Origin of the sequence: Streptomyces sp. WM6372 (genome assembly GCF_001279655.1) — a bacterium.
Lineage (GTDB): Bacteria > Actinomycetota > Actinomycetes > Streptomycetales > Streptomycetaceae > Streptomyces.
The window spans coordinates 19,760-44,617 of record NZ_LGDB01000093.1; the positions used below are offsets into that span (position 1 = coordinate 19,760).

Sequence of the window (24,858 nt, forward strand, 5' to 3'; positions counted from 1 at the left end):
AGAATGGTGTGCGTGTGGGTGAAGGGTGTCGCGGTGGTGGTCAGGACAGCTCGTGGCGCAGCGGCGTGAGCTGTTCGATGTCGTAGCGCTTCCGGAGTGCGTGGACCGCGGCAGGGTCCGGGGTGGCGCTCGTGTCGAGCAGTTCGAGGAGCTCCTCGAAGTACCGCTCGTGGTCGGGCGGCGGGGAGGCCTGGAAGAACATCCGGGCCGGTTCGCCGGTGGGGTTGGCGAAGGCGTGCGGACAACCGGGCGGAACCACGATGACGGTTCCGGGCGTGGCACGGACGACCTGGCGTCCGTCGAGCGACTCCCAGTGTCGCCAGTCGTCCCCGGAACGGACGCGCGGCTCGAAGGCCATGACGTCGAGTTCACCCTCCAGGACGTAGAACAGCTCCTCGCTCCGGGTGTGCAGGTGCGCCCCGACGTCGAACCCGGGCGGTACGACGACCTCGAAGCTGGAGGCCACCGCGGAGTGCTCCCCGGTGACCTTGAACGTGACCTGCTGGGCCTCGGTGTGCAGCGTGCGGCCGTGACCCGGTGGCACGAGCAGCCCGTCGCGGGCGATGTGCGCGGTCATGACCAGGTCACGGGCAGACCTTCGGGCCCGCGGATGAGGGCCCCGGGCCGCCAGCGCAGCTCGCCGACGGGGACGCCGAAGCGCACGTCGGGGAAGCGGTCGAGCAGGGCGTCCACCATCAGCTCGGATTCGAGGCGGGCCAGCATGTTCCCGGGACAGAAGTGCGGTCCGTACCCGAAGGAGACGTGCGGGTTGGGGCTGCGCTCCAGGTGCAGCTCCTCAGGGTCGGGGAAGACCTCCGGGTCGCGGTTGGCCGCGAGGTACGAGACGTAGATCGCCTCGCCCGCCCGGATGAGCTGGCCCGCCACGGTGACGTCCTCCAGGGCGATCCGCGAGAGCCCGACCGCGTTGCGGTGCGGGATGTAGCGGAGCAGCTCGTTGATGGCCGAGGGCCGCAGGCCGGGCTCGCTGCGCATCCGGTCCATCAGGTCCGGCCGGGTGAGCAGGATGTAGACCATGTTGCCCACGTTGTTGGTGACGGCCTCGCCCCCGATCTGGATGAGCAGGGCGATGCCGGTCGCCTCCTCCGCGGTGACCTCGCCGGCCTCGACGGCCTTGACGAGGAGCCCGATGACGCTGTCGCCGCCGGCCACTTCCCCGGTGCGCATGCGCCCGCCCAGGTAGGCGCACATGTCGTTCTTCGCCTGCTCGCTGCGTTCGGCGCCCTGGGCCGAGGAGAGGATCAGCGTGGTCCATTCGTGGACCATGGGCCGGTCTTCCTCCGGGACGCCCATCAGCTCGCACACGACGGCGAGCGGGAAGGGCGCCAGCAGGCGCTCGGTCAGGTCCGCGGGCGGGCCGTCGCGCAGGATCCCGTCGACGAGGGCGTCGAGCATCTCCTTCGCGCGGGTGCGCAGGCGCTCCACCCCGGGGGTGGTGAAGGCCGCGGCGACGGTGCGCCGCAGCCGGGTGTGGTCGGGCGGGTCCTCGAACCCGACCGCACCCGGCGCGGGGATGAAATGCGGGGCCAAACGGGTGACATCGTGTTCCGCGACCAGCTTGCGGCTGAACCGGGGATCGTTGGCCACCATGCGCACGTCGTCGTACCGGCAGACGAGCCAGGCCCACCCGCTTCCGTTGGGCATGCGGATCCGGGTGATCGGACCCGCCCGCATCAGCTCGGCGAGGACGGGGTCGAAGTCGACCCCGTCCAGTGCCGGGGTGGGCCAGTGCGTGATGGGTGGCCTTGCGGTTGCGGGGCCGTCCTTCAGCATTCTTCGGATTCCTCCCTCACCCGGTCCCTCGATCCGAGGTCCAGCTGCCCAGTGAGATCTCTGCGGTGATGCCCGGGCCGAAACCGGCCAGCAGGCCCCGCGCGGCGTCAGCGGTGCCGTTCTCGTCGAACAGTCGGCGCAGTGCGTCCAGGACGACGGCGCTGGCGATGTTGCCGTACTCGGTCAGTGTGGCCCGACTGAAGCGGAATGCCTCGGGTGCCACACCGAGGTACTTGCTGAGGTCGTCCAGGATGCGCGGCCCACCTGCGTGGATGATGTAGAAATCCAGCGCTGCGGCGTCCCACCCATGGAGCTTGGCCAGGTCCTTGAGGGACGGCGCGAGCGGTTCCATGGTCCCCGGGACCCGCCGGTCGAGCTTGAAGTGGAACCCGGTGGACTTGACGTCGTACATGATCCAGTCCTCCGTCTGGGGGATGATGTACGAGCTGTTGCGGTGCAGTTCCATGCCGGTTCCGCCCCGGCCGCGGACGACGGCCGCGCCCACTCCGTCGCCGAAGAGGCCGTTGGAGAGCAGGTTGCCGACCTCCAGGTCGCTGGGCTGGTAGCAGAGCGAGCAGAACTCGCAGGACACGATCAGCGCGTTCGCCTCGGGGTAGGCGGTGCAGAAGTCGTGGGCCCGGTTGACCGCCGCGCCGCCCGCCGCACAGCCCAGCTGGGCGATGGGGAGCTGTTTGGTGTCCGTCCGGAAGCCCATCGCGTTGATCATCCACGCGGTCAGCGAGGGCATCATGAAGCCCGTGCACGACACGTAGATGATCATGTCGATGTCCTGGGCACGCAGCTGCGCGTCCTCCAGCGCCTGCCGCACCACCGCGGGGACCCGCGCCTTGGCCTCGGTCTCGTACACGGCGTTGCGCGATTCGAAACCGGGGTGCTTGAGGGTCTCCTCGATGGGGCGCACGATGTGCCGCTTCGCGACGCCGGTGTTGCGGATCAGGCGCAGCGCCAGGTCGAGCTGCGGATGGTCCGCGTGCACGGACCGGCACAGATCGAGGGTCTGCTCCATCGTGATCACGTGCTCGGGCACGCACACCGTTGGCCTGCACAGAGTCGCCATGGGTGGCTCTCCTTTCGTGTCTGACACAGCCTCATCGACCTGCGCCGGAAGCGCGCGCGGGACTACGGCGTTGGTGACATGAGCCAATCCGGTGACGCTGCGCCGTGGAGGCAGCGGAGCGAGTGACGAGAGGGAAGGGATGGCTGTGCCGATTTCCCGCGGAATCGCGCCTTGGGGGGTGCCATCCACGCAGGGAGATGAACCATGACGTCAGACCCGCAAACCGCCCTCAGGCCGGACCCGGAGATGGACCCGGAGAAGGCCCCGGAGCTGGACCCGGCCTCGGGCGAACCGGTGCACTGCTGGAACCTGGACGACTTCGAGGCGCTGGACTTCGACCCGTTCCTGCACGACCGCCTGCGGGACAAACGGGCCACGCGGATCCGGCTGCCGTTCGGCCAGGGAACCGCCTGGCTGATGGCGCGCTACGCCGATGTGAAGGCGGCGACCACCGACCCGCGCTTCAGCCGGTCGGAACTGGTGGGCCGCACGATCACCGCCTCCTCCCCGCACGCGATCGCCTCGCAGCAGGCGTCGATGAACTACGCCGATCCGCCGCGCCTGAACGACATGCGCCGCGTGGTCGCCCGGGCGTTCACCGGCAAGAGCATGCAGAGGCTGCGGCCGACCGTGCAGCAGACGGCCGACGGCCTGCTGGACGAGATGGAGCGGCACGGCTCTCCGGCGGACCTCGTCGAGCACCTGCACGGCCCGTTCCCGCTCGCGGCCGTCGCCGACCTGCTGGGAATGCCGCAGGACATGCGCAAGGACATGACCTCCTGGGCGAACGTGATCATGACCCCGGGCCCGGCCCCCGACAAGAGCACCGACGCCCTGAAGACGGTGCGCGAATGCGTGGTCGCCCTGCTCGCCATGCGGCGGGAGAAGCAGAGCGACGACCTCGCCGGGGTCCTCGCCGGGGCGGCAGACGCCGGTGAGATCACCGAGCCGGAGGCGGTCTCCATCGCCACCGCGATCCTCGTGAGCGGTGCGCACGCCGTCCGCAACAACAGCGCGAACATGGTGTACGCCCTGCTCACCCATCCGGAGCACCACGAACGGCTGCGCAGGGAGCCGGAAATGATCCCCCAGGCCGTCGACGAGCTGCTGCGGTTCATCCCGCACCGCAGCGGGGTCGGTCTGCCGCGGATCGCCACGCGGGACGTGGACATCGCCGGCGTCACGATCAAGGCCGGGGACACGGTGTACTCCTCGTACCTCGCGGCCAACCGCGATCCCGAGGTCTTCCCGAACCCGGACGCGCTGGACTTCGACCGCGGGCCCATCGCCCATATGGCCTTCGGGAACGGGCCGCACCACTGCGTCGGCTCGATGCTGGCCCGTATGGAGTCCGAGATCATCATCACCACGCTGATCGAACGCTATCCGCGCCTGGCCCTGGCCGTGCCGCCCGAGCAGCTCGAATGGCAGGCCGGGGCGCTGATCCGGGGGCCCAAGACCCTGCCGGTGACCTGGTGATACGCCGGCACCGGATCAGGGTGGTCCGGGGCACCCCGGACCACATAGAACTGGCGGCCCTCACGGCCGCCCTGCTCATGCTGGCGCGCACGGCCGCCGTGCCGTGCGCGCCCCGCTCCACCCGGCGCCACCGGGCCCACTGGGACCGGAACATGAGGTCGGTGGTGCACTGTCCCGCCCACTCCTGGCGGGCGCGCCCGCCCGCCGGGTTCGTCTAGGAACCGTCGAGCGAACGGCCCGTGGGCGTCAGGCGCGGCCCGGCTGCGTGGCGGCCGGGCCCGTCGGGGCCGCCGAGGGGCCCGGGGCCGCCGGGGACTGCGAGGGCTGCGGATCGCAGGTGACCTCGTCGCGCGGGGTGTAGTGCGTCTTGTACGTCTCCCGCTTGACTTCCTGCCCGCCCTGGACGAAGACCCGGTCGACGGCCACGTCGAAGCCCTCCAGCGGGGTCTGCACCTCGCAGGTCGGACCGGAGCCCGTGCGCTTGGCCGGCGGGGTGGTGTTCGTCCGCGGGCCCTGGGTCGCGCGTATCTCCTCGTACTTCTTCGTGCCGAGCAGGCTGATGGTCACCGAGGTGTCGGTGGACTCGGCCTTCACGTAGATCGCGTGGCCGGAGTCGTTCTTCCAGCGCAGGTCGAGGGTCCCCCAGGCGACGGTGGCCTCGCGGCCCTCGGGATAGCGCTCGATGTAGAACGAGTGGGCCCCGTGCTCCAGCGGGTGGACGCCCGCGAAGAACATGGCGTTGTACATGGTCGTCGCGACCGCCGAGACACCGCCGCCGGGGGACTTCACGAACTGGCCGTCGTTGATCATGATGCCGTCGACGAAGCCGTTCTCCTTGGTCCGCTCGCCGACCGTCTTGTTGAAGCTCCAGGTCTCGCCCGGCAGCACGACGGAGCCGTTGATCAGCTCGACGGCCCGCCCGATGTTGGTGGTGCGGTACGGCGCGGCCGGGAACTTGACCGTGAAGGAGGACATCTGCTCCTTGATGCCGAGGCCCTGTGCGTTCTCGGCCGTCAGGCGCGGGTGGACCGTCGTCACGGCGACCTCGCCCGTACGGGCGGCGCCGGTGCGCGTCAGCAGCGGGACGACGGCGTCGGCGAAGGCCTTCTCGGTGACCTGCACCCCGGATCGCCCGTCCTGGGCGACGACCGCGCGGCCGGCGGAGTCCACGCCGAAGGTGGCCCCGCGGGAGGGGCTGGTGGCCGCCGCGACCTGCCGGGCGACCGCGGGCTCGGCCAGCAGCCCCTTCGCGTCGAGCTTGGGGACCAGCCGGCCCTGCGCGTCGGGCTCGACCGACAGGTGCTTGCCGAGCACGGCGGGGGTGAGGGTGACCGTCTTTTTGGCCACCTTGAGCGTGACCGGGCCGGACATCGCGGGCTGGGCGAACTCCTTCAGGGCCCGCGCGGTCTCCTGCTCCCCCACGGCCGGCGGCTTCTGGTCCACGGGGAGGGCGACCGGCCCGGCCTGCGGGCGCAGGTAGGCGGCGCGTACGGTGTCGGCCGCCTGGCCGGCCCGTACGGCGACACCGGTGACGGGGGCGGTGGCCCGGGCCGTGCCTCCCTCGAACGTGATGTCGCCGTCTCGGGCCTCCCGGCCGGCGGCGGTGATCCGGTCGACCTCGGCGGTGCTCGTGGGGCCGTCCGTACGGACCACGGGCTCCACGTCCCGGTTCTCGGCCGGGGTGAGCAGGCGGCCGATCACGGTGAAGGGGTCGGCTCCGCCCTGCGCGGCGCGCTCGACGGTGGCGGCGGTGTCCAGCGACAGCCCGAAGGCGGCGGGGGCGGCCTTCTCGGCGCGGTCGCCGATCCGCAGCTCGATCGGGGCGGCCGCGGCGGGGCCGAGCGCGCGGTCCAGCGCGGTCCTGGCCTCCGTACGGCTCAGGCCGCCGATGTCGACGCCCCGTACGTGGGTGCCGTCGGCGATGGCGTCTCCCGCCACGGCCAGACCGGTGAGGTAGAGGCCGCCGAAGCCGAGCACGGCGGCCCCGCCGACGAGGGGCAGGGCTGTCCGCCGGTTGATCGTCGGGCGGTGTACACGTCGCATGTCTCTCGTCTCTCCCGGTGCCGGTGGCGCTGGTGGGTCGGTGTGGACCGGAACCCAGCATTCACCAATTCGGACCAAACGGGTCGAAAATGTGCCAGTTCTCACGAGGCGGGACCGGCTGGGGCGCTGCCGGAATGGTCGGCCGAAAGCAAGGCCACTTGGTTCGGATTGGCCCTGTTGGGCCGTTCGGGGGATGCCACACGGTAAGACCTGTCGGTCTTTGGCTCCCCCGAAAGGCTCCACCGATGTCCCTCGCCCCCGTCCGCCCCGCACGGCGTCTGCCCCGTCGGCTCCTGCAGCTCTACGCCGGGCTCGCGCTGTACGGCGCGAGCTCGGCGTTCCTGGTCCGCGCGGGGCTCGGCCTGGACCCGTGGGACGTCTTCCACCAGGGGCTCGCCGAGCGCACCGGGTGGAGCATCGGCACGGTCTCGGTGGCCGTCGGGGCGCTGGTCCTGCTGCTGTGGGTGCCGATGCGGCAGCGGCCCGGGCTCGGGACCGTCTCCAACGTGTTCGCCGTCGGCCTGACCATGGACGCCACCCTCACGGTGCTGCCGGACGTGCACGGCACGGTCGCGCAGGCCGCCCTGCTGACCGCGGGCATCGTCCTCAACGGGGTCGCGACCGGCCTCTACATCGCCGCGTGCTTCGGGCCCGGCCCGCGCGACGGCCTCATGACCGGGCTGCACCGGCGGACCGGGCGCTCGCTGCGGCTGGTCCGTACCGGGATCGAGCTCACGGTCCTGGTGGCCGGGGTCCTGCTGGGCGGTACGGCCGGCGTGGGCACGGTGGCGTACGCACTGGCCATCGGCCCGCTCTCCCAGCTCTTCCTCCGCGTCTTCGCCCTCCCGGCCGCGTCCGGGTCGCCGTCGCCGGCCGTGGCCGGGAGCGCGTCGCTCGCCGTGGCCGGGAGCGCGCCGGGCCCCGCGGTCCAGACGGACCACACGGCCGACACGCAGAGCCCGGCCGCGGCGCCGGCCGCGACCCGAGGCTGACGGTCTCCGCCGGGCCCGGGCTCACCCGACCTGGCGGCGGACCAGTGCGTGGAACGGGCCCGTCGGATCGGCGAGCAGCTCGGCGGGCGGACCCTGCTGGGCGATCCGGCCGTCCGCCATGACGATCACCCGGTCGGCGTCCATGACGGTGGACAGCCGGTGGGCGATCACGATGCGGGTGGCGCGCAGGGCGCGGGTGGATTCGATGACCACCCGCTGGGCCTCGTTGTCCAGCGCGCTGGTGGCCTCGTCCAGGAACAGGATGCGCGGCTTGCCGATGAGGGCCTGGGCGATCATCAGCCGCTGGCGCTGGCCGCCCGAGACGGTGCCGCCGCCGTCGGACAACACGGTGTGCAGGCCCATCGGCATGGCCTTGATGTCCTCGGCGAGGCCCGCCAGCGCGGCGGCCTCCGCCGCCTCTTCGAGGGAGTAGGTCCCGGAGCCGCGGATGCAGTCGAGGATCGAGCCGGAGAACGGCTGCGCGTTCTGGAGGACGACACCGCACTGGCGGCGTACGGCCGCCTGGTCGAGCGCGGCCAGGTCCTGGCCGTCGTACCGCACGCTGCCGGAGACCGGCCGGTCGAAGCCGATGAGCATGCGCAGCAGGGTCGACTTGCCGCAGCCGCTGGCCCCGACGACCGCGACGAACTCCCCCGGCCGCACCTCGAACGACACGTCGTCCAGGACGAGCGGGCCGTCGTCGGCGTACCGGTACGAGAGGTTCTGCACCTCGACGGCGCCGCTGAGCTCGCCCGGCCGGACGCCGCCGGAACGTACCTCAGGGGCCGCCTGGAGGAGCGGCTTGACCTGCTCGAACATCGGCTGGACGGCGGCCGCCGAGAGCAGGGCGCCGGTCAGCTGGGTGGCGGAGGACAGCATCATCGTCACGGCGGTGCTGAAGGTGAGGAACTCGGCCGCGGACATGCTGCCGCGGGCCGGTCCGGCCAGCAGCATGAACATCACGAGCGTGCAGAGCGGCAGGTAGACCGCGTTGAGGACGGTGAGGACGTTCTTGATCCGGCCGATGCGCTGGTGCAGCTCGCGGGTACGGGCGAACTCCCGTGCCCAGGCGGCGTACGCGAAGCTCTCGGCCGCGGCCACGCGCAGCTTGGGCAGTCCGCGCAGCGTCTGGAACGCCTGGTTGTCGAGCTTGTTGCCGAGCCGGATCAGCTGCCGCTGGTAGCGGAGCTGCCAGAGCCCCAGGCCCAGGAAGACGACGGCCACCCCGAGCAGCATGGCGAGCGCCGCCAGCGCCAGGGGCACGCTGTAGACGAGCAGCAGCACGAGGTTCATCGCGCCGACGGTGCCCGCTTGCAGCGACACCGGGACGATGCCGGACAGCACGCTGCGGATGGAGCTGATGCCCATGGCCGCGGCGGCGAGTTCCCCGGTGGAGCGGCCGGCGAAGAACGTCACCGGCAGGCGCAGCAGCCGGTCCCAGACGGCCGGTTGCAAGGTGGCCTCGATCCGGCCCTCCATCCGCAGGACGGAGACGTTCTGGAACAGCATGAGGGCGGCCGAGACCACGCTGGTCGCGATGAGCGCCAGCGCGGTCTGCACGATGAGGCTGTCCTCGGCGTGCGGTACGTACGTGCCGAGCACCCGGCCGGTGGCCACGGGGACGAACGCGCCGAGACCGACGGCTCCGAGCCCGCCCAGCACCAGGCTGCGCAGGTCCTGGCCGCTGCCGCGCACGCTGAAGCGCATCAGGTGCAGCAGGCCCGGCTTCCGGTCGGGCAGCGGGCGGTAGAACATCACGGCGTGCGGTGCGAAGACGGCCGCGTTGGCCTGGCGGACGCGCTCGCGGGCGCCGGTGGCCGGGTCGACGGCCTCGTACCGGCCGCGCCGCCAGAGCAGTGCGACGGGCGTGCCGTCGTCGGCGCGCCGGCCGACCAGCGGGCCGCCGTACTCCCGCCACCAGCGGCCGGCGAGCTTGACGGGGCGGGTGCGGATGCGGGAGGCGAGGGCGATGCGTTCGATCGGGTCCGTCCGCACGGAGGCGGCGGGGGCGGATGCGGTGGCTGCGTCCGCGCCCGTGGGCTCGGTGAGGGCGATGCCGGCCGCGGTGGCCACCAGACGGCACGCGGCGAAGGTCGCGTCGTCGCCGGCGGCGCCGCGGGAGCCCCGGCGGGGGCTGCCGATGGAGGCGAGCAGGGCGCGGTCCGCCTGGGTACGGGCGGCCTCTCCGGCCTCGATGCCGGCCGCGGTGCGGTCCGCGTGGGCGCGCTCGTCCTGCTCGATGCGGCGGTCCAGGGCGGAGAGCAGCCGGTACTGCTGGTCGACCATGCCCTGCCACACGGCTTCGTCGACGAGGAGCGTGCCGGCCGTACCCGCGCCCTCGTTCGACCAGTACGAGTCGTACGACTCGTACACGGCGCTGTACTGCACGCTCCCCGGCGGGATCTGCATCCACAGGATGTCCTCGTCGGCCCCGCCGCTGCCGGCGGTGTCGGCGCCGCCCTCCAGCGGCGCCTGGTACAGCACGCGCAGACCGCGGCCGATGCCGCGGGCGAAGGCGTCCTCCAGGGGGCTGGGCGCCGCCTGCCAGGGGTCGCCGTACGCGCCGTACGCGCCGTACTCACCCTGCCCGCCGTATTCGCCGTGCCCGCCGTACGCGCCGTATGCGCCGTGCCCGTCCCAGGCGGCTCCGCCGGACGCGGGCCGGTACAGCTCGCGCAGCTCGATGCGGCGCAGCACGCAGCCTTGCAGCGGGCGCCCGGTCAGCGTGTGCGCGGGGCCCTCGACCGGGCCGAGGAGCAGCGCGCCCGACTCCAGCCGGCCGAGGAAATGCCAGTGGCCCGCCTGCGCGGCGTCGACGGCGAACAGGTCCAGCTCGCCCTGGACGACGAGCCACAGGACGAGCGGCCCCTCCAGGGACAGGCTGCGCAGGCCCGTGCAGTCGACGGCCGAGCCCAGTCCGCCGAGGGCCGCGACGACGGGATCCGATACGGGGTGGGGCTGGTGGGCCTGTCGCGGGGTCGCCACGTCAGTGCTCCTTGACCAGTGCGGCGTACGCGCCCCGCGCGGCGAGCAGTTGCTCGTGGCGGCCGCGCTCCACGACCGTGCCCCGGTCGAGCACGACGATCTCGTCGCTGTCGCGGACGGTGCTCAGCCGGTGGGCGATCACCACGCAGGCGCAGCCGCGGCGCCGCAGGTTGTCGATGACGATCCGCTCGGTCGCCGCGTCGAGGGCGCTGGTCACCTCGTCCAGGATCATGACGCTGGGGCGCCGCACCAGGGCGCGGGCGATCTCCAGGCGCTGGCGCTGGCCGCCGGAGAAATTGCGTCCGTCCTGCTCGACGCGGCCGTGGATGCCGCCGGCCCGGCGCGCCACCACCTCGTACACGGCGGCGTCCTGGAGGGCGGCGACGACGGCCTCGTCCGGGATGGAGGGGTCCCACAGCGCGACGTTGTCGCGGACGGTGCCCTCGAAGAGGAAGACGTCCTGGTCCACGAAGGAGACGGAGGCGGCCAGGGCGCCGCGCGGGATGTCCTCCAGGCGCATCCCGTCGATGCGGATGGCGCCCTCCCACGGGGTGTAGAGGCCGGAAATCAGCCGGGAGACGGTGGACTTGCCGCTCCCGGAGCCGCCGACGAGCGCGATCTGCTGCCCCGGGCCGACCGCGAGCGAGACGTCCTTCAGCAGCGGGGCGTCCAGCGGGCTGTAGCCGAAGGTGATGCCGTCCAGCACCAGATGGCCCTTGAGGCGGCGGGCGGCGGCAGGGCTCTCGCCGCGCGCGTGCCGCACGTACAGCGGGTCGACGGGGAAGTCCTCGACGTCCTTGAGGCGGGCGGCGTCGGCGGCGAAGTCCTGGATCCGTCCGGCCACGCCGCCCAGGCGGGTGATCGGTGCGGTGAAGCTGGTCACGAGGGCCTGGAAGGCGACCAGCAGGCCGACCGTGAGGTGCCCCTCCACCGCCCGCAGGCCGCCGATCATCAGGATCAGTGCGCTGTTGAGCGCGGCGAGCGTGGGCGCGACGACGCCCAGCCAGGCGCTGGGGACGCCGAGCCGCTGCTGCACGTCGAGGGTGACGGCGTGCTGGCCGGCCCAGCGGCGGAAGAAGGCGTTCTCGCCGCCGGTGGCCTTCATCGTCTCGATGAGCTGGAGGCCGCTGTACGAGGTGTTGGTGAGCCGGGCGCTCTCGGCGCGCAGCTTCTGCGTCCCGGTGGCCCTCAGCCGCATGACGATCCGCAGGGCCACGAGGTTGAGCAGGGCGATGAGGACCCCGACGGCGGTGAGTTGCGGATCGTACGTCCACAGCAGGACCGCGTAGAGCACGACCACCACGGCGTCCACGCCCGCCGCGGCCAGGTCGCGCGCGAGGGTCTCGGCGACCGCGTCGTTGGACTGGAGGCGCTGGACGAGGTCGGCCGGGTTGCGCTGGGTGAAGAAGGCGACCGGGAGCCGGAGCAGGTGGCGCAGGAAGCGGGCGCTGCCGAGCGTGGAGGAGATGACGCGTCCGCGCAGCAGGTTGGCCTGCTGCAGCCAGGTGAGCACGGCCGTGAGCCCCAGGGCCGCCGCCATCGCCGCGAACAGCACGCCCAGCAGGGAGGTCTGCTCGCCGATGAGGAACATGTCGATGTACGTACGGCTCAGCGCGGGCACCGTCGCGCCGACGGCCACCAGCAGGAGGCTGGAGAGCACGGCGGCGAGCAGGGTGCCCGAGGTGCCGCGCAGCCGGGCCGGCATGGCGCTCATGACGCCTTGCCTGCGGCCGGTGCGGCGGAAGCGCGGGCCGGGTTCGAAGACGAGCGCGACACCGGTGAAGGCGGTGTCGAACTCCTCCATGGGGACGAACCGCCGCCCCTTGGCGGGGTCGTTGAGGTAGGCGCCGCGGCGGCCCAGGCGGCGGCCCGTGCCCTCGTAGACGACGTAGTGGTTGAACTCCCAGAAGAGGATGGCCGGCGGGCCGAGGCGGGCGAGCGCGGCCAGGTCCATCTGCATGCCCTTGGCGGTCAGCCCGTACCCGCGGGCGGCCTTGAGCAGGTTCCCGGCGCGGGAGCCGTCCCGCGAGACCCCGCAGGCGATGCGCAGCTCTTCGAGGGGTACGAAGCGGCCGTGGTGGCCGAGCACCATGGCCAGCGCCGCGGCCCCGCACTCCACCGCCTCCATCTGGAGCACGGTGGGCGTGCGTACGGGCCGCGGCGGGCGGCGCGGCCGGCCGCGGGAGGGGGCTCGGCGGGCCTGCGGCACGGTGGTCACGGGAGCAGCCAATCGACGGGGCGCTGTGCGGGGAGGTGGACGGCTCCGGTGACCGGCGTCGTGGAGTCGAGGGGGTACGGGGGCCCGCCGGCGGTGGACCACCGGTAGCCGGAGGGGGTCGCGGAGGAGCGTTCGAGCTGTACGAGCACCGCGACGGGATTTCCCTGGCGGGCGAACTGGGCGGCGAGGCGGGCGTCGCCGAGGAAACCGGCGATCTGCTCCTGCGTCTGGGGCGTGCGCCCGACTTCCTTGACGCGCCCGCGCAACACGCCGAAGCGCTGCCGGGGGGCGGACTGGACGTCCACGTCGACGGCGGCTCCGGCGCGGAGCTCCGCACCGCCGGCGCCGCCGGACACGTAGAGCACGGCGACGAGCGGGTCGTCCGCGCCGCCCGGGCGCTCCAGGACGGCAAGGTCCGCACCCGTCGTGACGACGGCACCGGTCTTCGCGGCCAGGCTCGTCACCCGTCCCCCGGCCACGACGCGCACGGTCCGGTCGCCCTGTTCGGTGGAGACCTGGAGCAGGGGCGTGCCGGGGGTGAGGGCCTGGCCCTCCTTGGCGAGCACGGCGGTGACCTGTCCGGAGTACGGGCTCTGGAGCAGATAACTGCCTTGGGCCCGCGTGAGGATGCCGGGGGCGCTCAGTTTGGAGGAAACGGATCCGGTGAATGCCCAGAAACCCGCCGCGGTCATGACGAGGGCGGTGACGGCGAGAACGAATCGCCCCTGCGGGCGCGCGAACCGTACGGGCAGATCGAGTTCTTCGGGCGATTGCAGCCTGGAGAGCGCCTTTTGACGGAACTGCACGACCAGCGACCTGTCCTTCGAATGCATTTCACGACACGGGCCCGCGCACGGCCACAGGTACGGGCACCTGCACGGGCCCGCGCACGCGCGCGGCCATGGGCGCCCGTGAACCCCGGAACGCGTACGTCCCGGGGTTCACGCGCCCTGATGTACCGGCTCGGCTCAGAGGCCGGCGACACCGGCGCGAACGCCGACGATGCCCTCGACCTGGCCGGGCAGGGCCTGTACGCCCTGGACCGTCTGGAGCGAGGTCACCGTGTTCAGGACGTGGAACACATCGCCGGTCACACCGCCGAGAAGCCCACCGGAGATGCTGACACCGCCGGAAACCGCGTCCAGTTCGTCGTCGGCGATCTCACGGGTCTCGATGTCGTTACGCATGATGTGCGCACCCTTCAGTCGTCTGATTGTTTCTCACATGGCGCGGCCGTTCCACGACTAGGTGGTTCCGACCGCTTCCGAGGCCAGATGTAAGCACGCGAACGAGCGGCCGGGCGAACTGTGTTGACGCCATCGGTCAAGCGATATGGCCATTCACCCGAGGGACTTTTCGATTGATTCCGCGGATCGCCACGGGTTCTCCACAAGATCGCGTAACAAAGAATGACGGCTTGAGACCCTGCCTGACCAAATCGCCGCAAAACCCCATATTCCTCCAGTCGCGCCGAGGAGGAATGTAACGGGAGGCATCCCCTCCACTTTCACCGAGTGAAGATTTGCGTCAGCGACACAACGTGACGGTCGGGAAACGCTCCGCACCGCAACCCGGGCGCCTGGCGCCTGGCGCCGGCGGCGCTTCAGCCGGCGTCCGCGTCCGCGAGCATCTCCTCGGACTGGCTCCACGGACGCCGGGCACCGGCCGGGTCGACGGCGCAGCGGGCAACGCCCTGCAACGGGGCGCCGCGGCGGTCGAGGACCTCGGCCTCGTTGCGGTCGGCGAAGTGGCGGCTGCCGGCCGAACCCGTCGTACGCCTCGCGGCCGCCCTGCGGGCCACGGCCCTCGGCACCACGCCCGATCCGTGATCAACGGCCAAGGGCGAACGGCCGCCGGCCGCCGTTCGCCCGCGCCCGAGCGGCGGGCAGATCGGGGTCAGTCGGTGTCGAGGCCGTCGACCAGCCGGTTCAGGAACCGGGCGAAGGTGGCGTCAGGGGTGAGGGGGCGTCCGGGAGTGGAGAGCGCTTCGGCGAGTTCCGGGTGGCGGCCGTCCGCGGCGACGGCGGCGAGGTAGCGGGCTTCGGCTGCGGCCCGGTCCGGGGACTGCGTCAGCGCGGCCTGCGCGCACTCGTGCGCGACGTGCCCGGCCACGAATGCCGTGAGCTGGGCGAAGACCTCCAGCTTCGCCGCGCCGTCCAGTCCGGCGGGCCGCAGGGCGGCGAGCGCGCGTTCCAGGAAGGCCAGGGTGTGGGGTCCGGGGGCGCGGCGGGTGGTCAGAGCGGCGGGCAGCCAGGGGTGCCGCAGCATGTGGGCGCGCTGGAGGTGGGCGATCGCCTTCAGGTCGGCGCGCCAGTCGCCGGTGAGCGGGTGCGCGGCCGGCAGTTCGGCGCTGACGTGGTCGACCATCAGGTTCAGCAGCGTCTCCTTGTCGGGGGCGTAGCTGTAGAGCGACATGACGCCGGCTCCGACCTGTGCGGCCACCTTCCGCATGGTGACCGCTTCGAGCCCCTCCGCGTCCGCCAGCGCGACGGCCGCCGCGGTGATCGCCTCTCGGCTGTAGGCGGGCTTGCGACCCCTGCGGGGCTGGTCAGAGCCCAGCCAGAGTTCCTGGGGATCGACGCCCGGGGCGCCGGCGCTTCCTTCGCGGGGCACGGCCACGCTCCTCTCCTCGATCGGCGGCCCTGTGCGGGGCCAGTCAAGCATGGTCTATTCTCGTACACTGTACGGAAATCAAGGAGGGGAACGATGACGTCACGCACGCACGGTCCTGTGTCGAGGCCGATCTGGGCACCGCCCGCCGGGAAACCGCCGCTGGCCGCACGGATGATGAGGGCGACCTGGCGCGGCCTCCCGGCCAAACTGCACGATGTCGGGTGGGAGCCCGGGCTGGTGGTGCCGGCCGCCGACGGCAGCCCGCTGATCACGGACCACTACTTCCCGCGCGCCGAGGGCGATTTCCCCACCCTCCTGGTGCGCTCGCCGTACGGCCGGGGCCTGCCGTGGTCCCCCATGTACGGCCTGCTCTTCGCCGAACAGGGCTTCCACGTGGTCCTGCAGAGCTGCCGCGGCACCGGCGGTTCGGGCGGCGCGTTCGACCTGTGGCGCAACGAGGCCGCCGACGGCCTGGCCACGGTGTCCTGGCTCCGCGAGCAGCCCTGGTTCAACGGAACACTGGGCACCCTCGGGCCGAGTTACCTGGCCTACACCCAATGGGCCCTCGCCCTGGACCCGCCGCCGGAACTGAAGGCGATGGTGGCGCAGGTGAGCCTGCACGATCCCCACGCCCTGTTCCACGGGGGCGGCGCCCTGCACCTGGAAACCGCCCTCGCCGTCGGCGCGGGCATGACCTACCAGCACCGGGGCATGGGACCGTTCGTCAAGGCGACGCTGCGCCTTCAGCGCCGGCTGCGCGACGCCACCACCGCGAAGCCCCTGCGCGGGGCGCACGAGTCAGCCCTCGGAAGCGAAGTGCCCTGGCTGGACGAGGTGATGACACACCCGGACGCCGCGGACGCCTACTGGCACGGCGCATCACTGGCGCGGTCGGCGGAGCGACTGCGCGTGCCCACGGCGCTGATCACCGGATGGCACGACGCGCTGGCGGACCAGACCCTTGAGCAGTACGACCGGCTGCGTGCGGCCGGCTGCGAGACCGCCCTCCTCGTCGGCCCCTGGACCCACACCTCCGCCCTGCAACAGGGCTGGCCCGAGGTGTTCGCCGAGAGCCTCGCCTGGCTGCGCGCCCACCTCGACGGCGACCCCTCCGACCTCCGTCCCACCAGGGTGCGCGTGCACGTCGGCGGCGAGAACGCCTGGCGGAACCTCGGCGACTGGCCTCCGGCCGCGGACGTCAGCCCGTGGTTCCCCACCGCCCAGGGGCATCTCACCCGGCAGGCCCCCACGGACTCCGCGCCCGTGACGTCGTTCCGCTACGACCCGGAGGACCCGACCCCCTCCGTCGGCGGCCCCGTCCTCTCCCGCACCGCCGGTCCGCGCGACAACAGCGCCCTGGAGGCCCGGGACGACGTCCTCACCTTCACCAGCCCACCGCTGACCGAGCCCCTGGACGTCCTGGGACCCGTCTCGGCACGGCTGAGCATCTCCACGGACACCGGTCACGCCGACGTCTTCACCCGCCTGTGCGACGTGGACGCACAGGGCCGCTCCGTCAACGTCTGCGACGGGGTGGGCCGCCTGCGGACGGATGGGCGGGAGCCGTCGCAGGCCTCCGTGCCGATGAGCTCCACGGCTCACCGCTTCGCCGTCGGCCACCGCATACGCTGGCAGATCAGCGCGGGCGCCCACCCCCGCTACGCCCGCAACCCCGGCACCGGCGAATCGCCGGTGGACGCCACCACGTTCACACCGGTGCACCTCACGCTCCACGCGGACTCGGCCCTGATGCTCGCGACGGACGCCCAGGCCGTGCCCTTCGGATAGGCCGTGCCCTTCGGATCACGCCGGCCCTGTTCACCGCTCCCGCAGGGCCGGCAGCGGCGCCTTCACGTCGGGGCGTTGAGGGTCGTGCGCACCAGGTCGCCGACCACGTCGCTCAGGCGGCCCCGGCGCAGGTACGCCGCACGCTGACGGGCGGCTCCGCCGCCGGAGCGCCGTATCCGGTCGAACAGTTCCTCCGCGAGGTCGCGGTCGCCGACGGCTTCCAGTCCGGGCCCCGCCCGCGCCAGCAACAGCCCGACCGCCGTCGCGGCCGGTACGTACTCCCCGCTCACGGGATCGAGCCCTTCCCCCTCCAGCCCCTGCCGGGCGGCGAGCCGGTGCGCCGCACGCAGGCGCGACTCGGTCAGGCGAGGAGCGGGCCGTCCCTCGGCGATCTCGGGCAGCAGGGCGGTGGCCAGTCCCCGCACGAGGGCGGCGAGCAGCACGACCACGTCGAGGTCGGCGTTCACGTCGCAGAGCCGGATCTCCAGCGTCGGTACGTGCTCGGAGGGGCGCGCGTACCAGTAGATCATCCGGCGGTCCAGCAGCGTGCCGGTCCGCACCAGGTGATCGGCGAGGCGGTCGTAGCCGGCTTCGTCGAGCAGGGGGGCGGGCCCCACTCCGGGCCAGCGTGCGTGCTCCACGGACCGCCGGCTCACCCAGCCGGTGTCACGGCCCAGGGAGAAGGGCGAGTTGGCGGCGAGCGCCTGCAATCCCGGCAGCCAGGGACGCATGTGGTTGGCCAGTGCGAGTGCCTGGCCGCGCCCTGTCACCCCCACGTGGATGTGGCAGCCGCACACCATCCCGTCGTACGAACCCACCAGGAACGGCCAGCGGGCGGCCATCCGCCCGTACCGCTCCCCCGGGGTCACCGCCGGCGGCCGCTCCGGAGGGATCACCGGAGTGCCGGTGGCGGCCAGCAGGCATCCTTCACCGGCCCCGGCCTCCGCCATCACCCGCCGCAGCAGGGCCAGTTCGCACCTCAGCTCGGCCATGTCGGCCGTGGGGCGGGTGCACACCTCGACCTGCGCGCCGAAGAACTCGGGCTGTGCCCGTTCACCCAGTACCTCACGTGCGGCTTCCACGACGAGCGGACCGCGGGCCACCGGCATGCCCGTACGCCGGTCCACGAGCAGGAACTCCTCCTCCACGCCCACCGTCATCCGCCGGGCGCCCGGCAGCGGGCCTGCATCGACCCCGTCGACTCCACGGGCCGGGGCGATCACTGTGCGCGACATGGAGGAGCCTTCCTGTACCGGGCCGTGGCAAGCCGGGCAGGCTCACCCGTCACACCGCGACTGCCCACTGGCCGTCCCGCCAATCACGCCGGCGCGGTCCCCCGCCCCACCCGTCACGGCTCGGGGAGAGGTGGGCGCAGCGCACTGTGCCCCTGGTCCCAGGCCCCGCGGATGTGGGCCGCGAGGCGGTCTTCCAGGAGGCCGGTCGCCACGCAGCCGAAGGCGACGTCCGCCTCCAGGCCGGGTTCGTCGGCGAGGAGCCCTCCGATGACCTCGTGGCGCACGACCTGCTCGTGGACGGCGTCGGCCTCCACGTGCTCGGCGTAGAAGTGCTCGGCGGCGGGTCCCGCTCCGCAGCGCCGCATGGCCTTGGCCAGGCGCCTGGACCCGGGCGACGAGGTGATCTCGACGCACGCGAAGTGGCCGACGAGAGCGCCGCGCAGGGCCCGGTGGAGCCCGAAGAGGGACATCAGGTTCACGGTCGCGAGCAGCGGCGCCGGAGCGCGGTCCAGGTAGCGGCCGTACCCCGGATCCAGATCCAGGTCGGCCATGAGGTCCGCGAAGAGCCCCGCGTGCATGCGGTCGGCGCGGCCGGCGCCGAACTCGTCGTACTCGACGGCCACCATCGCGGCTTTGGCGCGGCCGGTGAGCCGGGGGATGACCCAGGCGTGCGGGTCGGCCTCCTTGAGGTGATAAAGGGAGCGCAGGGTCGCGTACTCGCGCAGCTGCCACAGCTCGCCCTCGGTCTCCAGGTAATGGCTGAGGCTGCCGGAGAGGTCGACGGGCTCTACGAGGAGCGGGGCGAACGCGTCCTCGACCGAGTCTGGGGCGCCGGACAGCTCGGTCCGCACGGCGTGGAGGAAGCGGTCTTCCAGGCTCCGGCGCAGCCGCAGCAGGTCCGGATCCCACTCCCGCTCCTCGTCCACGCCGTCGAAGCCCCGGTAGTGCAGCTCGTACAGCAGGTAGAGCGCGAGCTGGAGGTCCTCTCCCCACGGGTCGGCCCTCAGGACCGACCCCGGCTGGTACGCCGGTGGGCGGCCGGAGCGCAGGGCGTCCGCCAGCGCGGAGGACAGCTCGCCCCGCCCGGCGGCCAGGCGGGGGCGGGCCGTGGTCGTGGTCGTGGTCGCCGGCGTGCGCGGGCCGGGAGGGGTCATCGCGGTCATCGCGTGTTCCTGTCCCCGGGCGGCGGGGCGGCGCGCTCGCGGCGGCGGTGGCTCGTGTCACACCAGGGGTACGTCCGGCTGCGGCGGCAGGTGCACACGGCGACCACGAAACGGTCGGACCGGGCCACGGTCCCGTCGTCCAGGACGATCTCCACCGGGCCCTCGACGAGGACGGGGCCCTGCGGATCCACGAACACCCGGCGGGCGGGCATCGGCGCGGACGCCGCGTTCGCCGCGCTCGGGGTGTTCGCCGCGTTCGCCGCGTTCGCCGCGTTCGCCGCGCTCGGGGCGTGGTCAGAGGTGCCGGGCACGAATGATCACCAGTTCCTCCCGTTCCTCGGTCCCCGCAGCCAGTCCCCGCCGCTCCAACCAGGCCCGCCGCGACCGCAGTACGGGGCCCCACGGCACGTAGGACCTCGCCGTGACCTCCGCGGTCAGCCGCGCCCGCGTCAGCCGCTCCACCGTCTCATCGGCCCCGCACATCCCCGAATGCACCATGAGCAGGACGCCCCCGGGGCGCAGCAGGGCCGGGGCCGCCGAACAGATGCGGTCGATGACCATGCGCCCGTCGGGACCGGCGTCCCAGGCCCGCTCCGGCCCCCGCGACGGCAGCCCGGCCTGTGGGGCGGGAACGTACGGAGGATTGCTGACCACCAGGTCGAAGCGGCGCCCCGAGGTACGGGCCACGAAGTCGCCGTGCAGCACCCGCAGGGGGAGCCGTCGGAGCACGGCGTTCAGGCGTGCGGTGACCACCGCCGGCCAGGAAACGTCGACGGCCGTGGCTCGCGCGCCCCTGCCCGCGGCCTGCAGGGCCAGGGCGCCCGTGCCCGTGCCGATCTCCAGCACGTCCGTCCGGGGCCCCAGTTCCTCTTGTTCGAGCGCCGCGGCCAGCAAACGAGTATCGGCCTGCGGCCGATAGACGCCCCGCAGAGCGATCAGGCCGCCGGGCAGCTCACCCTGGGGCAGAGCCGAACAGGACACCGCGCACCTCCTTGACCGACCGGCACGCCCGCACTGGCGAGAGCGAGTGACTGCCGAGACCCTGCGACTGCCCCGCCACGAGCTCACCAATCACACTGGCCCCAGCCGCCCGCGGAATCCGCCTGCTGGGCGCCGTCCGGCTGGACCTGCTCGTCACTCGTGGGTGCCGGGCCTCCCCCGACCGGACACGCTCACCGTGCCCGCCCGTGGCCCCAGACCTACGCTCGGGGCATGCGACGCCGCCAGATGCACATGTCCGACGAGGCGCAGGCCGCCCTGCTCTCCGCGCTGCAGGAACTCCGGACGGAACTGAAGGTCCCCACGATGTTCCCCAAGCGCGTGCTCGCGGCGGCTGACGAGGCCGTGGCCAAACCGCAGCCGCCCGCCGAGGACCGCACTGACCTGCCGCTGTTCACGATCGACCCGCCGAAGTCCAGGGACCTCGACCAGGCCATGCACCTGGAGCGGCGGGCCGGCGGCGGTTACCGCGTGTACTACGCCATCGCCGACGTGGCCGCCTTCGTCGAGGCCGGCAGGCCGCTGGACGACGAGGCGCACGACCGGATCGAGACGCTGTACTTCCCCGACCTCAAGGTCCCCCTGTACCCGCCGCTCATCTCCGAGGGACCGGCGAGCCTGCTGCCCGACCAGGTCGTGCCGGCTCTGCTGTGGCAGCACGACCTCGACGCCTACGGCGAGCTCACCGCCTCGTCCGTGGGCCGGGCAAAGGTCCGCAGCCTGGCGAAGCGCCACTACCAGGACGTCCAGCAGGCCATCGACGCGGGAACGGCCGAGGAGCCCCTCGCGCTGCTGCGCGAGATCGGCAGGCTGCGGGAGGCCGTCGAGGCCGACCGCGGCGGGATCTCGGTGAACCTGCCGGACCAGGAGGTCACCCTCGGCGAGGACGGAACGTTCCGGCTGAGCTACGTGGCCACGCTGCCCGTGGAGGGCTGGAACGAGCAGATCTCCCTCATGACCGGGATGGCGGCGGCCCGGATCATGCTGGACAGCGGTACCGGGATCCTGCGGACGCAGAAGGAGACGTCCGATCAGAACGTGGTCCAGCGCGTGCACGACACCGCCACGTCACTGGGCATCGATTGGCAGGCCGACGTCTCGTACGCCCAGCTGGTACGCAAGCTCGATCCGAACAACCAGAAGCACATGGCCTTCCTCAGCGAAGCCACGGCGATGCTGCTCAGGGCCAAGTACACCGTCTTCCGCGACCACCAGATCCCGGACGACAAGATCCACGCGGCCATCGCGGCCCCTTACGCGCACTGCACGGCTCCGCTCCGGCGCCTGGTCGACCGGTACGCCGGTGAACTGTGCGTGGCCGCGTGCGCCGGCGCGGCCCCTCCGGACTGGGTGCTGGAGGCCCTGTACTGCCTGCCCTGCGACATGGAGCGGGGGAAGGGCAAGGTCGCCGACCGTGATTCGGTGGACCTGGCGGAGGCCGCGATGTTGAAGAACCGCGTGGGCGAGGTCTTCGACGTCACGATCATCAACACCGAAAAGGAAGTCGGCAATCCGAAGGACGGCACGGCGCACCTGGCGGAGCCCGCCGTAATGGGCAAGATCACCTCCGGCACGCCCCTCAAGCTGGGCGCGAGCGTCCGCGCCGAGCTCAAGCGCGCCGACCCGTTCTTCGTCGGCAAGCAGAAGGTCCTCTTCCGAGCGGTGTAGCGCCCCCTCGCCTGCGCACCGCGGAATTCGCCGAGAGGCCTCACCGAAGACCCGGTCGAGCCGCGGCCGGGTCGCCGTCTCGCCCCGCGTCGCCACAGCCCCCCGGCACCGCGCGCCGTCAATGCCTCGAACGCGCGGCGATCCTGACGATCCGTTCGCCGGACTCGTGTGCTGTCGACCCGACGGCCGACCGCTCGGACCCCATCAGGTGCTGGACCGGCTTCGCCGTCTCTCCGCCGAAGCCGGTGTCCCCGGGGTCACGGTCCACGACCTGCGACACCTGGCCGCCACGATCACCATCACCGCCGGCGTCCCCCTCACCGTCGTCTCCAAGACGCTGCGGCGCTCCACCCTCTCGACCACCGCGAACCTCTACAGCCACCTCGCCCAGCAGGCCGCACGCGAAGCCGTCGACACCATCGACCGCACGCTCACCGGACCCGAGGAGACCGGCCGCCGGACGGACCGGCCGGCGTGGTGGCGACCACACGGCGACCACCACGGTCCCGGACGCACGAAAGGCCGCCCTCCCATGGTTGAGAGAACGGCCTCCGACCTGCGTTTCCGCATGGTCGGGACGACAGGATTTGAACCTGCGACCCCTTGACCCCCAGTCAAGTGCGCTACCAAGCTGCGCCACGTCCCGATACCCGCTGACCTGGGGTTTCCCCTGGCCCAACGCGCAGGAGAACAATACCGCACTTCGCGGGGTGGTCGCGCGCACCTTCCGCGGGGCGGGGCGCGCTTGACCTCAAGTGGACTTGAGGTTGCACGATCAGTGCATGACACAGGCAATCGCGGACACGGGGTTCCGCTACGAGGATCTGGGCCGGCTCATCGCGCTCATGACCGGGGCCGAGAAGCACGCGCCCGCCGCTCACTCCACGCTCGACGTGCTGTGGGTGCTCTACGACCGGGTGCTGCGCGTGGAGCCCGGGGCAGCCGAAGAGGCCGGGCGGGACCGGTTCCTGCTCTCCAAGGGGCACGGGCCGATGGCGTACTACGCCGTACTCGCCGCCAAGGGGTTCTTCCCGGTGGACTGGTTGCGCGGCTTCGGTTCGTACGACTCGCCCCTCGGGCACCACCCGGACCGCACCCTGATCCCCGGAGTGGAGATCGGCAGCGGCTCGCTCGGGCACGGGCTGCCGCTCGCCGTCGGCAGCGCGCTCGGGCTGCGGGCGCAGGGGCTGGACGCGCCGGCGGTGTGGGTGCTGATCGGGGACGCCGAGCTCGACGAGGGCAGCAACCACGAGGCCATCGCCTACGCCGGCGCCGCCGGGCTGGAGCGGCTGCACACCGTGGTGATCGACAACGACTCCGCGACCCACGGCTGGCGCGGCGGGATCGCCTCCCGCTTCGAGGCCGCCGGCTGGTCGGCCGTGACCGTCGACGGCCGGGACCACGCGGCGCTGCACGCCGCCTTCACCACACCGCATCCGGGCCGGCCCCACGCCGTCATCGCCCGTGTCGAGAAGAAGCAGTAGAGGGGTTCGTCGTGGACAACATGAGGGAGCGCTTCGTCTCCGTCACTTCGCGCGCGCTCGACGAGGATCCGCGGCTGGCGCTCGTGCTCGCCGAGATCACCATGGACGGGTTCCGGCCCGACCGGCAGCGCCATCCGGAGCGGGTGATCAACGTCGGGATCCGGGAGCAGCTGCTGATCGGGGTCGGCGGCGGGCTGGCGCTGACCGGGCTGAGGCCGATCATGCACACCTTCGCCAGCTTCCTGGTGGAGCGGCCGTTCGAGCAGGTCAAGCTGGACTTCGGGCACCAGGGCACGGGCGGGGTCCTGGTCAGCGCGAGCGCCAGCTACGACTGGCCGGCCGGCGGGCTCACGCACATGGCGCCGGGTGACGTGACCCTGATGGACACCCTGGACGGCTGGACGGTCCACGTGCCGGGGCATCCGGACGAGGCCGAGGCGCTGCTGCGGCACGCCTACGCCGCCGGGGACGACAAGGTCTACGTACGCCTCTCGCAGCAGTCGAACGCCGCCCCGCGCCCGGTGGACGGCGCGGGCTTCCTGACCGTACGGGAAGGCGGCCCCGGCGCCGCAGTCGTCGTCGCCGTCGGCCCGCTGCTGGACAACGTGCTCGCCGCGACGGAGGGGCTGGACGTGACCGTGCTGTACGCCACCACCGTGCGGCCCTTCGACGACGCGGCGCTGCGCGAGGCCGTCGGCCGGGGCACGGCCGACGTCGTCCTCGTCGAGCCGTACCTGGCCGGTACCTCCACGAGCGCCACCGCCCAGGCCCTGACGGAGGTCCCGCACCGGATCCTCGGCCTCGGCGTCGGCCGCGCCGAGCTCCGCCGCTACGGCACGATCGAGGAGCACACCGCCGCGCACGGCCTCGACCCGCACTCCCTCCGCGAGCGGATCGGTGCCTTCGTCCAGCCGCGCTAGCGGGCCAGTTCCGGGTGGGCCGCGGCGAGGCGTCGGGGGGCTGCCTGGAGCCAGGAGTCGATCAGGATCGCGCGCAGCTCGGCGGCGCCGTCCAGCGCCGCCAGCCGGACCCGGAGCCAGGCGTAGTCGTCGTCATGACCCTCCCGGACGAAGAACTTCTCCGGCTCGGCGGCGATCAGCTCCGCGCGGTCCTCCTTCGGGCACTTCACCCCGATCGAGGAGTCGTCCTCGCCGAGGGCGGCGAATATCTTCCCGCCCACCCGGAACGTGGGCATGCCCCACGCGAGCTTCTCGCTGCTGTCCGGGAGCGACAGCGCCGTCGTACGCACGTCTTCGGCGGTCACGGCCATCGCGCGACTCCTCTCCGGTCCTCCTGCCGATCTGCGACCCGCTGCCGTCGAC

Annotated in this window: 23 protein-coding genes and 1 tRNA gene; 8 read left to right on the plus strand and 16 right to left on the minus strand. The window is 72.5% G+C overall.

What is annotated here, in order from left to right:
* Positions 1-40: 40 nt before the first annotated feature.
* The 3 genes from ADK52_RS08710 to ADK52_RS08720 are packed head-to-tail and all read right to left on the minus strand — an operon-like array spanning position 41 to position 2,869.
* Entirely contained in the window at positions 41-577 is a 537-nt protein-coding gene (locus ADK52_RS08710; RefSeq protein ID WP_053689192.1) for a cupin domain-containing protein, read from the minus strand.
* Entirely contained in the window at positions 574-1,791 is a 1,218-nt protein-coding gene (locus ADK52_RS08715; RefSeq protein WP_053689193.1) for a cytochrome P450, read from the minus strand. The genes ADK52_RS08710 and ADK52_RS08715 overlap by 4 nt, the downstream gene beginning before the upstream one ends.
* A 16-nt stretch (positions 1,792-1,807) precedes the next feature.
* A complete protein-coding gene (locus tag ADK52_RS08720; protein ID WP_053689194.1) occupies positions 1,808-2,869 on the minus strand; it encodes a type III polyketide synthase in 1,062 nt (353 codons plus the stop codon).
* A 204-nt stretch (positions 2,870-3,073) separates the two neighbouring features.
* Here ADK52_RS08720 and ADK52_RS08725 point away from each other — a divergent pair, with 204 nt between their 5' ends.
* Both ADK52_RS08725 and ADK52_RS08730 read left to right on the plus strand, forming a co-directional pair.
* Positions 3,074-4,348: a cytochrome P450 gene (locus tag ADK52_RS08725; protein ID WP_078988146.1), complete on the plus strand. Its 1,275-nt coding sequence runs from the start codon at positions 3,074-3,076 to the stop codon at positions 4,346-4,348.
* Positions 4,345-4,566, plus strand: coding sequence for an acyl-CoA carboxylase epsilon subunit (locus ADK52_RS08730; protein WP_053689196.1), 222 nt, complete (start codon positions 4,345-4,347; stop codon positions 4,564-4,566). Before ADK52_RS08725 ends, ADK52_RS08730 begins: the two co-directional genes overlap by 4 nt.
* Before the next feature lie 28 nt (positions 4,567-4,594).
* Here the strand turns inward: ADK52_RS08730 and ADK52_RS08735 are convergent, their stop codons facing one another.
* Positions 4,595-6,391 (minus strand): VanW family protein, encoded by a 1,797-nt coding sequence (locus ADK52_RS08735; protein ID WP_053689197.1) that lies wholly within the window; start codon positions 6,389-6,391, stop codon positions 4,595-4,597.
* Positions 6,392-6,636: 245 nt separating this feature from the next.
* Between ADK52_RS08735 and ADK52_RS08740 the strand changes: the two genes are divergently transcribed.
* Positions 6,637-7,383, plus strand: coding sequence for a YczE/YyaS/YitT family protein (locus ADK52_RS08740; RefSeq protein ID WP_078988150.1), 747 nt, complete (start codon positions 6,637-6,639; stop codon positions 7,381-7,383).
* A 21-nt stretch (positions 7,384-7,404) separates the two neighbouring features.
* Here the strand turns inward: ADK52_RS08740 and ADK52_RS08745 are convergent, their stop codons facing one another.
* The 6 genes from ADK52_RS08745 to ADK52_RS08770 form a co-directional block, all read right to left on the minus strand.
* Complete coding sequence (locus ADK52_RS08745; RefSeq protein ID WP_053689198.1) at positions 7,405-10,368, minus strand: NHLP bacteriocin export ABC transporter permease/ATPase subunit; 2,964 nt, start codon at positions 10,366-10,368, stop codon at positions 7,405-7,407.
* A 1-nt stretch (position 10,369) separates the two neighbouring features.
* The gene (locus tag ADK52_RS08750) at positions 10,370-12,496 is read right to left on the minus strand and encodes an NHLP family bacteriocin export ABC transporter peptidase/permease/ATPase subunit (protein ID WP_053689258.1); all 2,127 of its coding nucleotides are present in this window, start codon (positions 12,494-12,496) and stop codon (positions 10,370-10,372) included.
* Positions 12,497-12,582: 86 nt separating this feature from the next.
* Complete coding sequence (locus ADK52_RS08755; RefSeq protein ID WP_053689199.1) at positions 12,583-13,392, minus strand: HlyD family efflux transporter periplasmic adaptor subunit; 810 nt, start codon at positions 13,390-13,392, stop codon at positions 12,583-12,585.
* A gap of 162 nt (positions 13,393-13,554) precedes the next feature.
* On the minus strand, positions 13,555-13,773 hold the full coding sequence (locus ADK52_RS08760) for a hypothetical protein (protein ID WP_053689200.1): 219 nt from the start codon (positions 13,771-13,773) through the stop codon (positions 13,555-13,557).
* Positions 13,774-14,189: 416 nt separating this feature from the next.
* On the minus strand, positions 14,190-14,402 hold the full coding sequence (locus ADK52_RS08765) for a hypothetical protein (RefSeq protein WP_053689201.1): 213 nt from the start codon (positions 14,400-14,402) through the stop codon (positions 14,190-14,192).
* 80 nt (positions 14,403-14,482) lie between these two features.
* Positions 14,483-15,199 carry a TetR/AcrR family transcriptional regulator C-terminal domain-containing protein gene (locus tag ADK52_RS08770; protein ID WP_053689259.1) on the minus strand — a complete coding sequence of 239 codons (717 nt, stop codon included), beginning with the start codon at positions 15,197-15,199 and terminating at the stop codon, positions 14,483-14,485.
* A 93-nt stretch (positions 15,200-15,292) separates the two neighbouring features.
* Here ADK52_RS08770 and ADK52_RS08775 point away from each other — a divergent pair, with 93 nt between their 5' ends.
* Positions 15,293-16,987, plus strand: a complete 1,695-nt coding sequence (locus ADK52_RS08775) for a CocE/NonD family hydrolase (RefSeq protein WP_053689202.1) — start codon at positions 15,293-15,295, stop codon at positions 16,985-16,987.
* 62 nt (positions 16,988-17,049) lie between these two features.
* Here ADK52_RS08775 and ADK52_RS08780 read toward each other — a convergent pair whose 3' ends face one another.
* The 4 genes from ADK52_RS08780 to ADK52_RS08795 form a co-directional block, all read right to left on the minus strand.
* Positions 17,050-18,222, minus strand: coding sequence for a carboxylate-amine ligase (locus ADK52_RS08780; protein ID WP_063783798.1), 1,173 nt, complete (start codon positions 18,220-18,222; stop codon positions 17,050-17,052).
* Positions 18,223-18,335: 113 nt separating this feature from the next.
* Complete coding sequence (locus ADK52_RS08785; RefSeq protein WP_053689261.1) at positions 18,336-19,376, minus strand: iron-containing redox enzyme family protein; 1,041 nt, start codon at positions 19,374-19,376, stop codon at positions 18,336-18,338.
* Between the two features lie 5 nt (positions 19,377-19,381).
* A complete protein-coding gene (locus ADK52_RS08790) occupies positions 19,382-19,696 on the minus strand; it encodes a CDGSH iron-sulfur domain-containing protein (RefSeq protein ID WP_053689203.1) in 315 nt (104 codons plus the stop codon).
* On the minus strand, positions 19,680-20,366 hold the full coding sequence (locus tag ADK52_RS08795; protein ID WP_234343570.1) for a HemK2/MTQ2 family protein methyltransferase: 687 nt from the start codon (positions 20,364-20,366) through the stop codon (positions 19,680-19,682). Before ADK52_RS08795 ends, ADK52_RS08790 begins: the two co-directional genes overlap by 17 nt.
* A gap of 231 nt (positions 20,367-20,597) precedes the next feature.
* On the opposite strand from ADK52_RS08795, the gene ADK52_RS08800 reads away from it, so the two are divergent.
* Complete coding sequence (locus ADK52_RS08800) at positions 20,598-22,052, plus strand: RNB domain-containing ribonuclease (protein WP_053689204.1); 1,455 nt, start codon at positions 20,598-20,600, stop codon at positions 22,050-22,052.
* 121 nt (positions 22,053-22,173) lie between these two features.
* The gene (locus ADK52_RS08805) at positions 22,174-22,659 is read left to right on the plus strand and encodes a tyrosine-type recombinase/integrase (protein ID WP_267887241.1); all 486 of its coding nucleotides are present in this window, start codon (positions 22,174-22,176) and stop codon (positions 22,657-22,659) included.
* Here ADK52_RS08805 and ADK52_RS08810 read toward each other — a convergent pair.
* Positions 22,622-22,698 (minus strand) — tRNA-Pro (locus ADK52_RS08810). The two genes, ADK52_RS08805 and ADK52_RS08810, sit on opposite strands and share 38 nt — an antisense overlap.
* Positions 22,699-22,834: 136 nt before the next feature.
* On the opposite strand from ADK52_RS08810, the gene ADK52_RS08815 reads away from it, so the two are divergent.
* A complete protein-coding gene (locus ADK52_RS08815; protein ID WP_053689205.1) occupies positions 22,835-23,536 on the plus strand; it encodes a transketolase in 702 nt (233 codons plus the stop codon).
* Positions 23,537-23,547: 11 nt separating this feature from the next.
* A complete protein-coding gene (locus ADK52_RS08820; protein ID WP_053689206.1) occupies positions 23,548-24,456 on the plus strand; it encodes a transketolase family protein in 909 nt (302 codons plus the stop codon).
* Here ADK52_RS08820 and ADK52_RS08825 read toward each other — a convergent pair.
* Positions 24,453-24,806, minus strand: a complete 354-nt coding sequence (locus tag ADK52_RS08825; RefSeq protein ID WP_053689207.1) for an MmcQ/YjbR family DNA-binding protein — start codon at positions 24,804-24,806, stop codon at positions 24,453-24,455. The genes ADK52_RS08820 and ADK52_RS08825 overlap by 4 nt on opposite strands.
* Between the last annotated feature and the right edge of the window lie 52 nt (positions 24,807-24,858).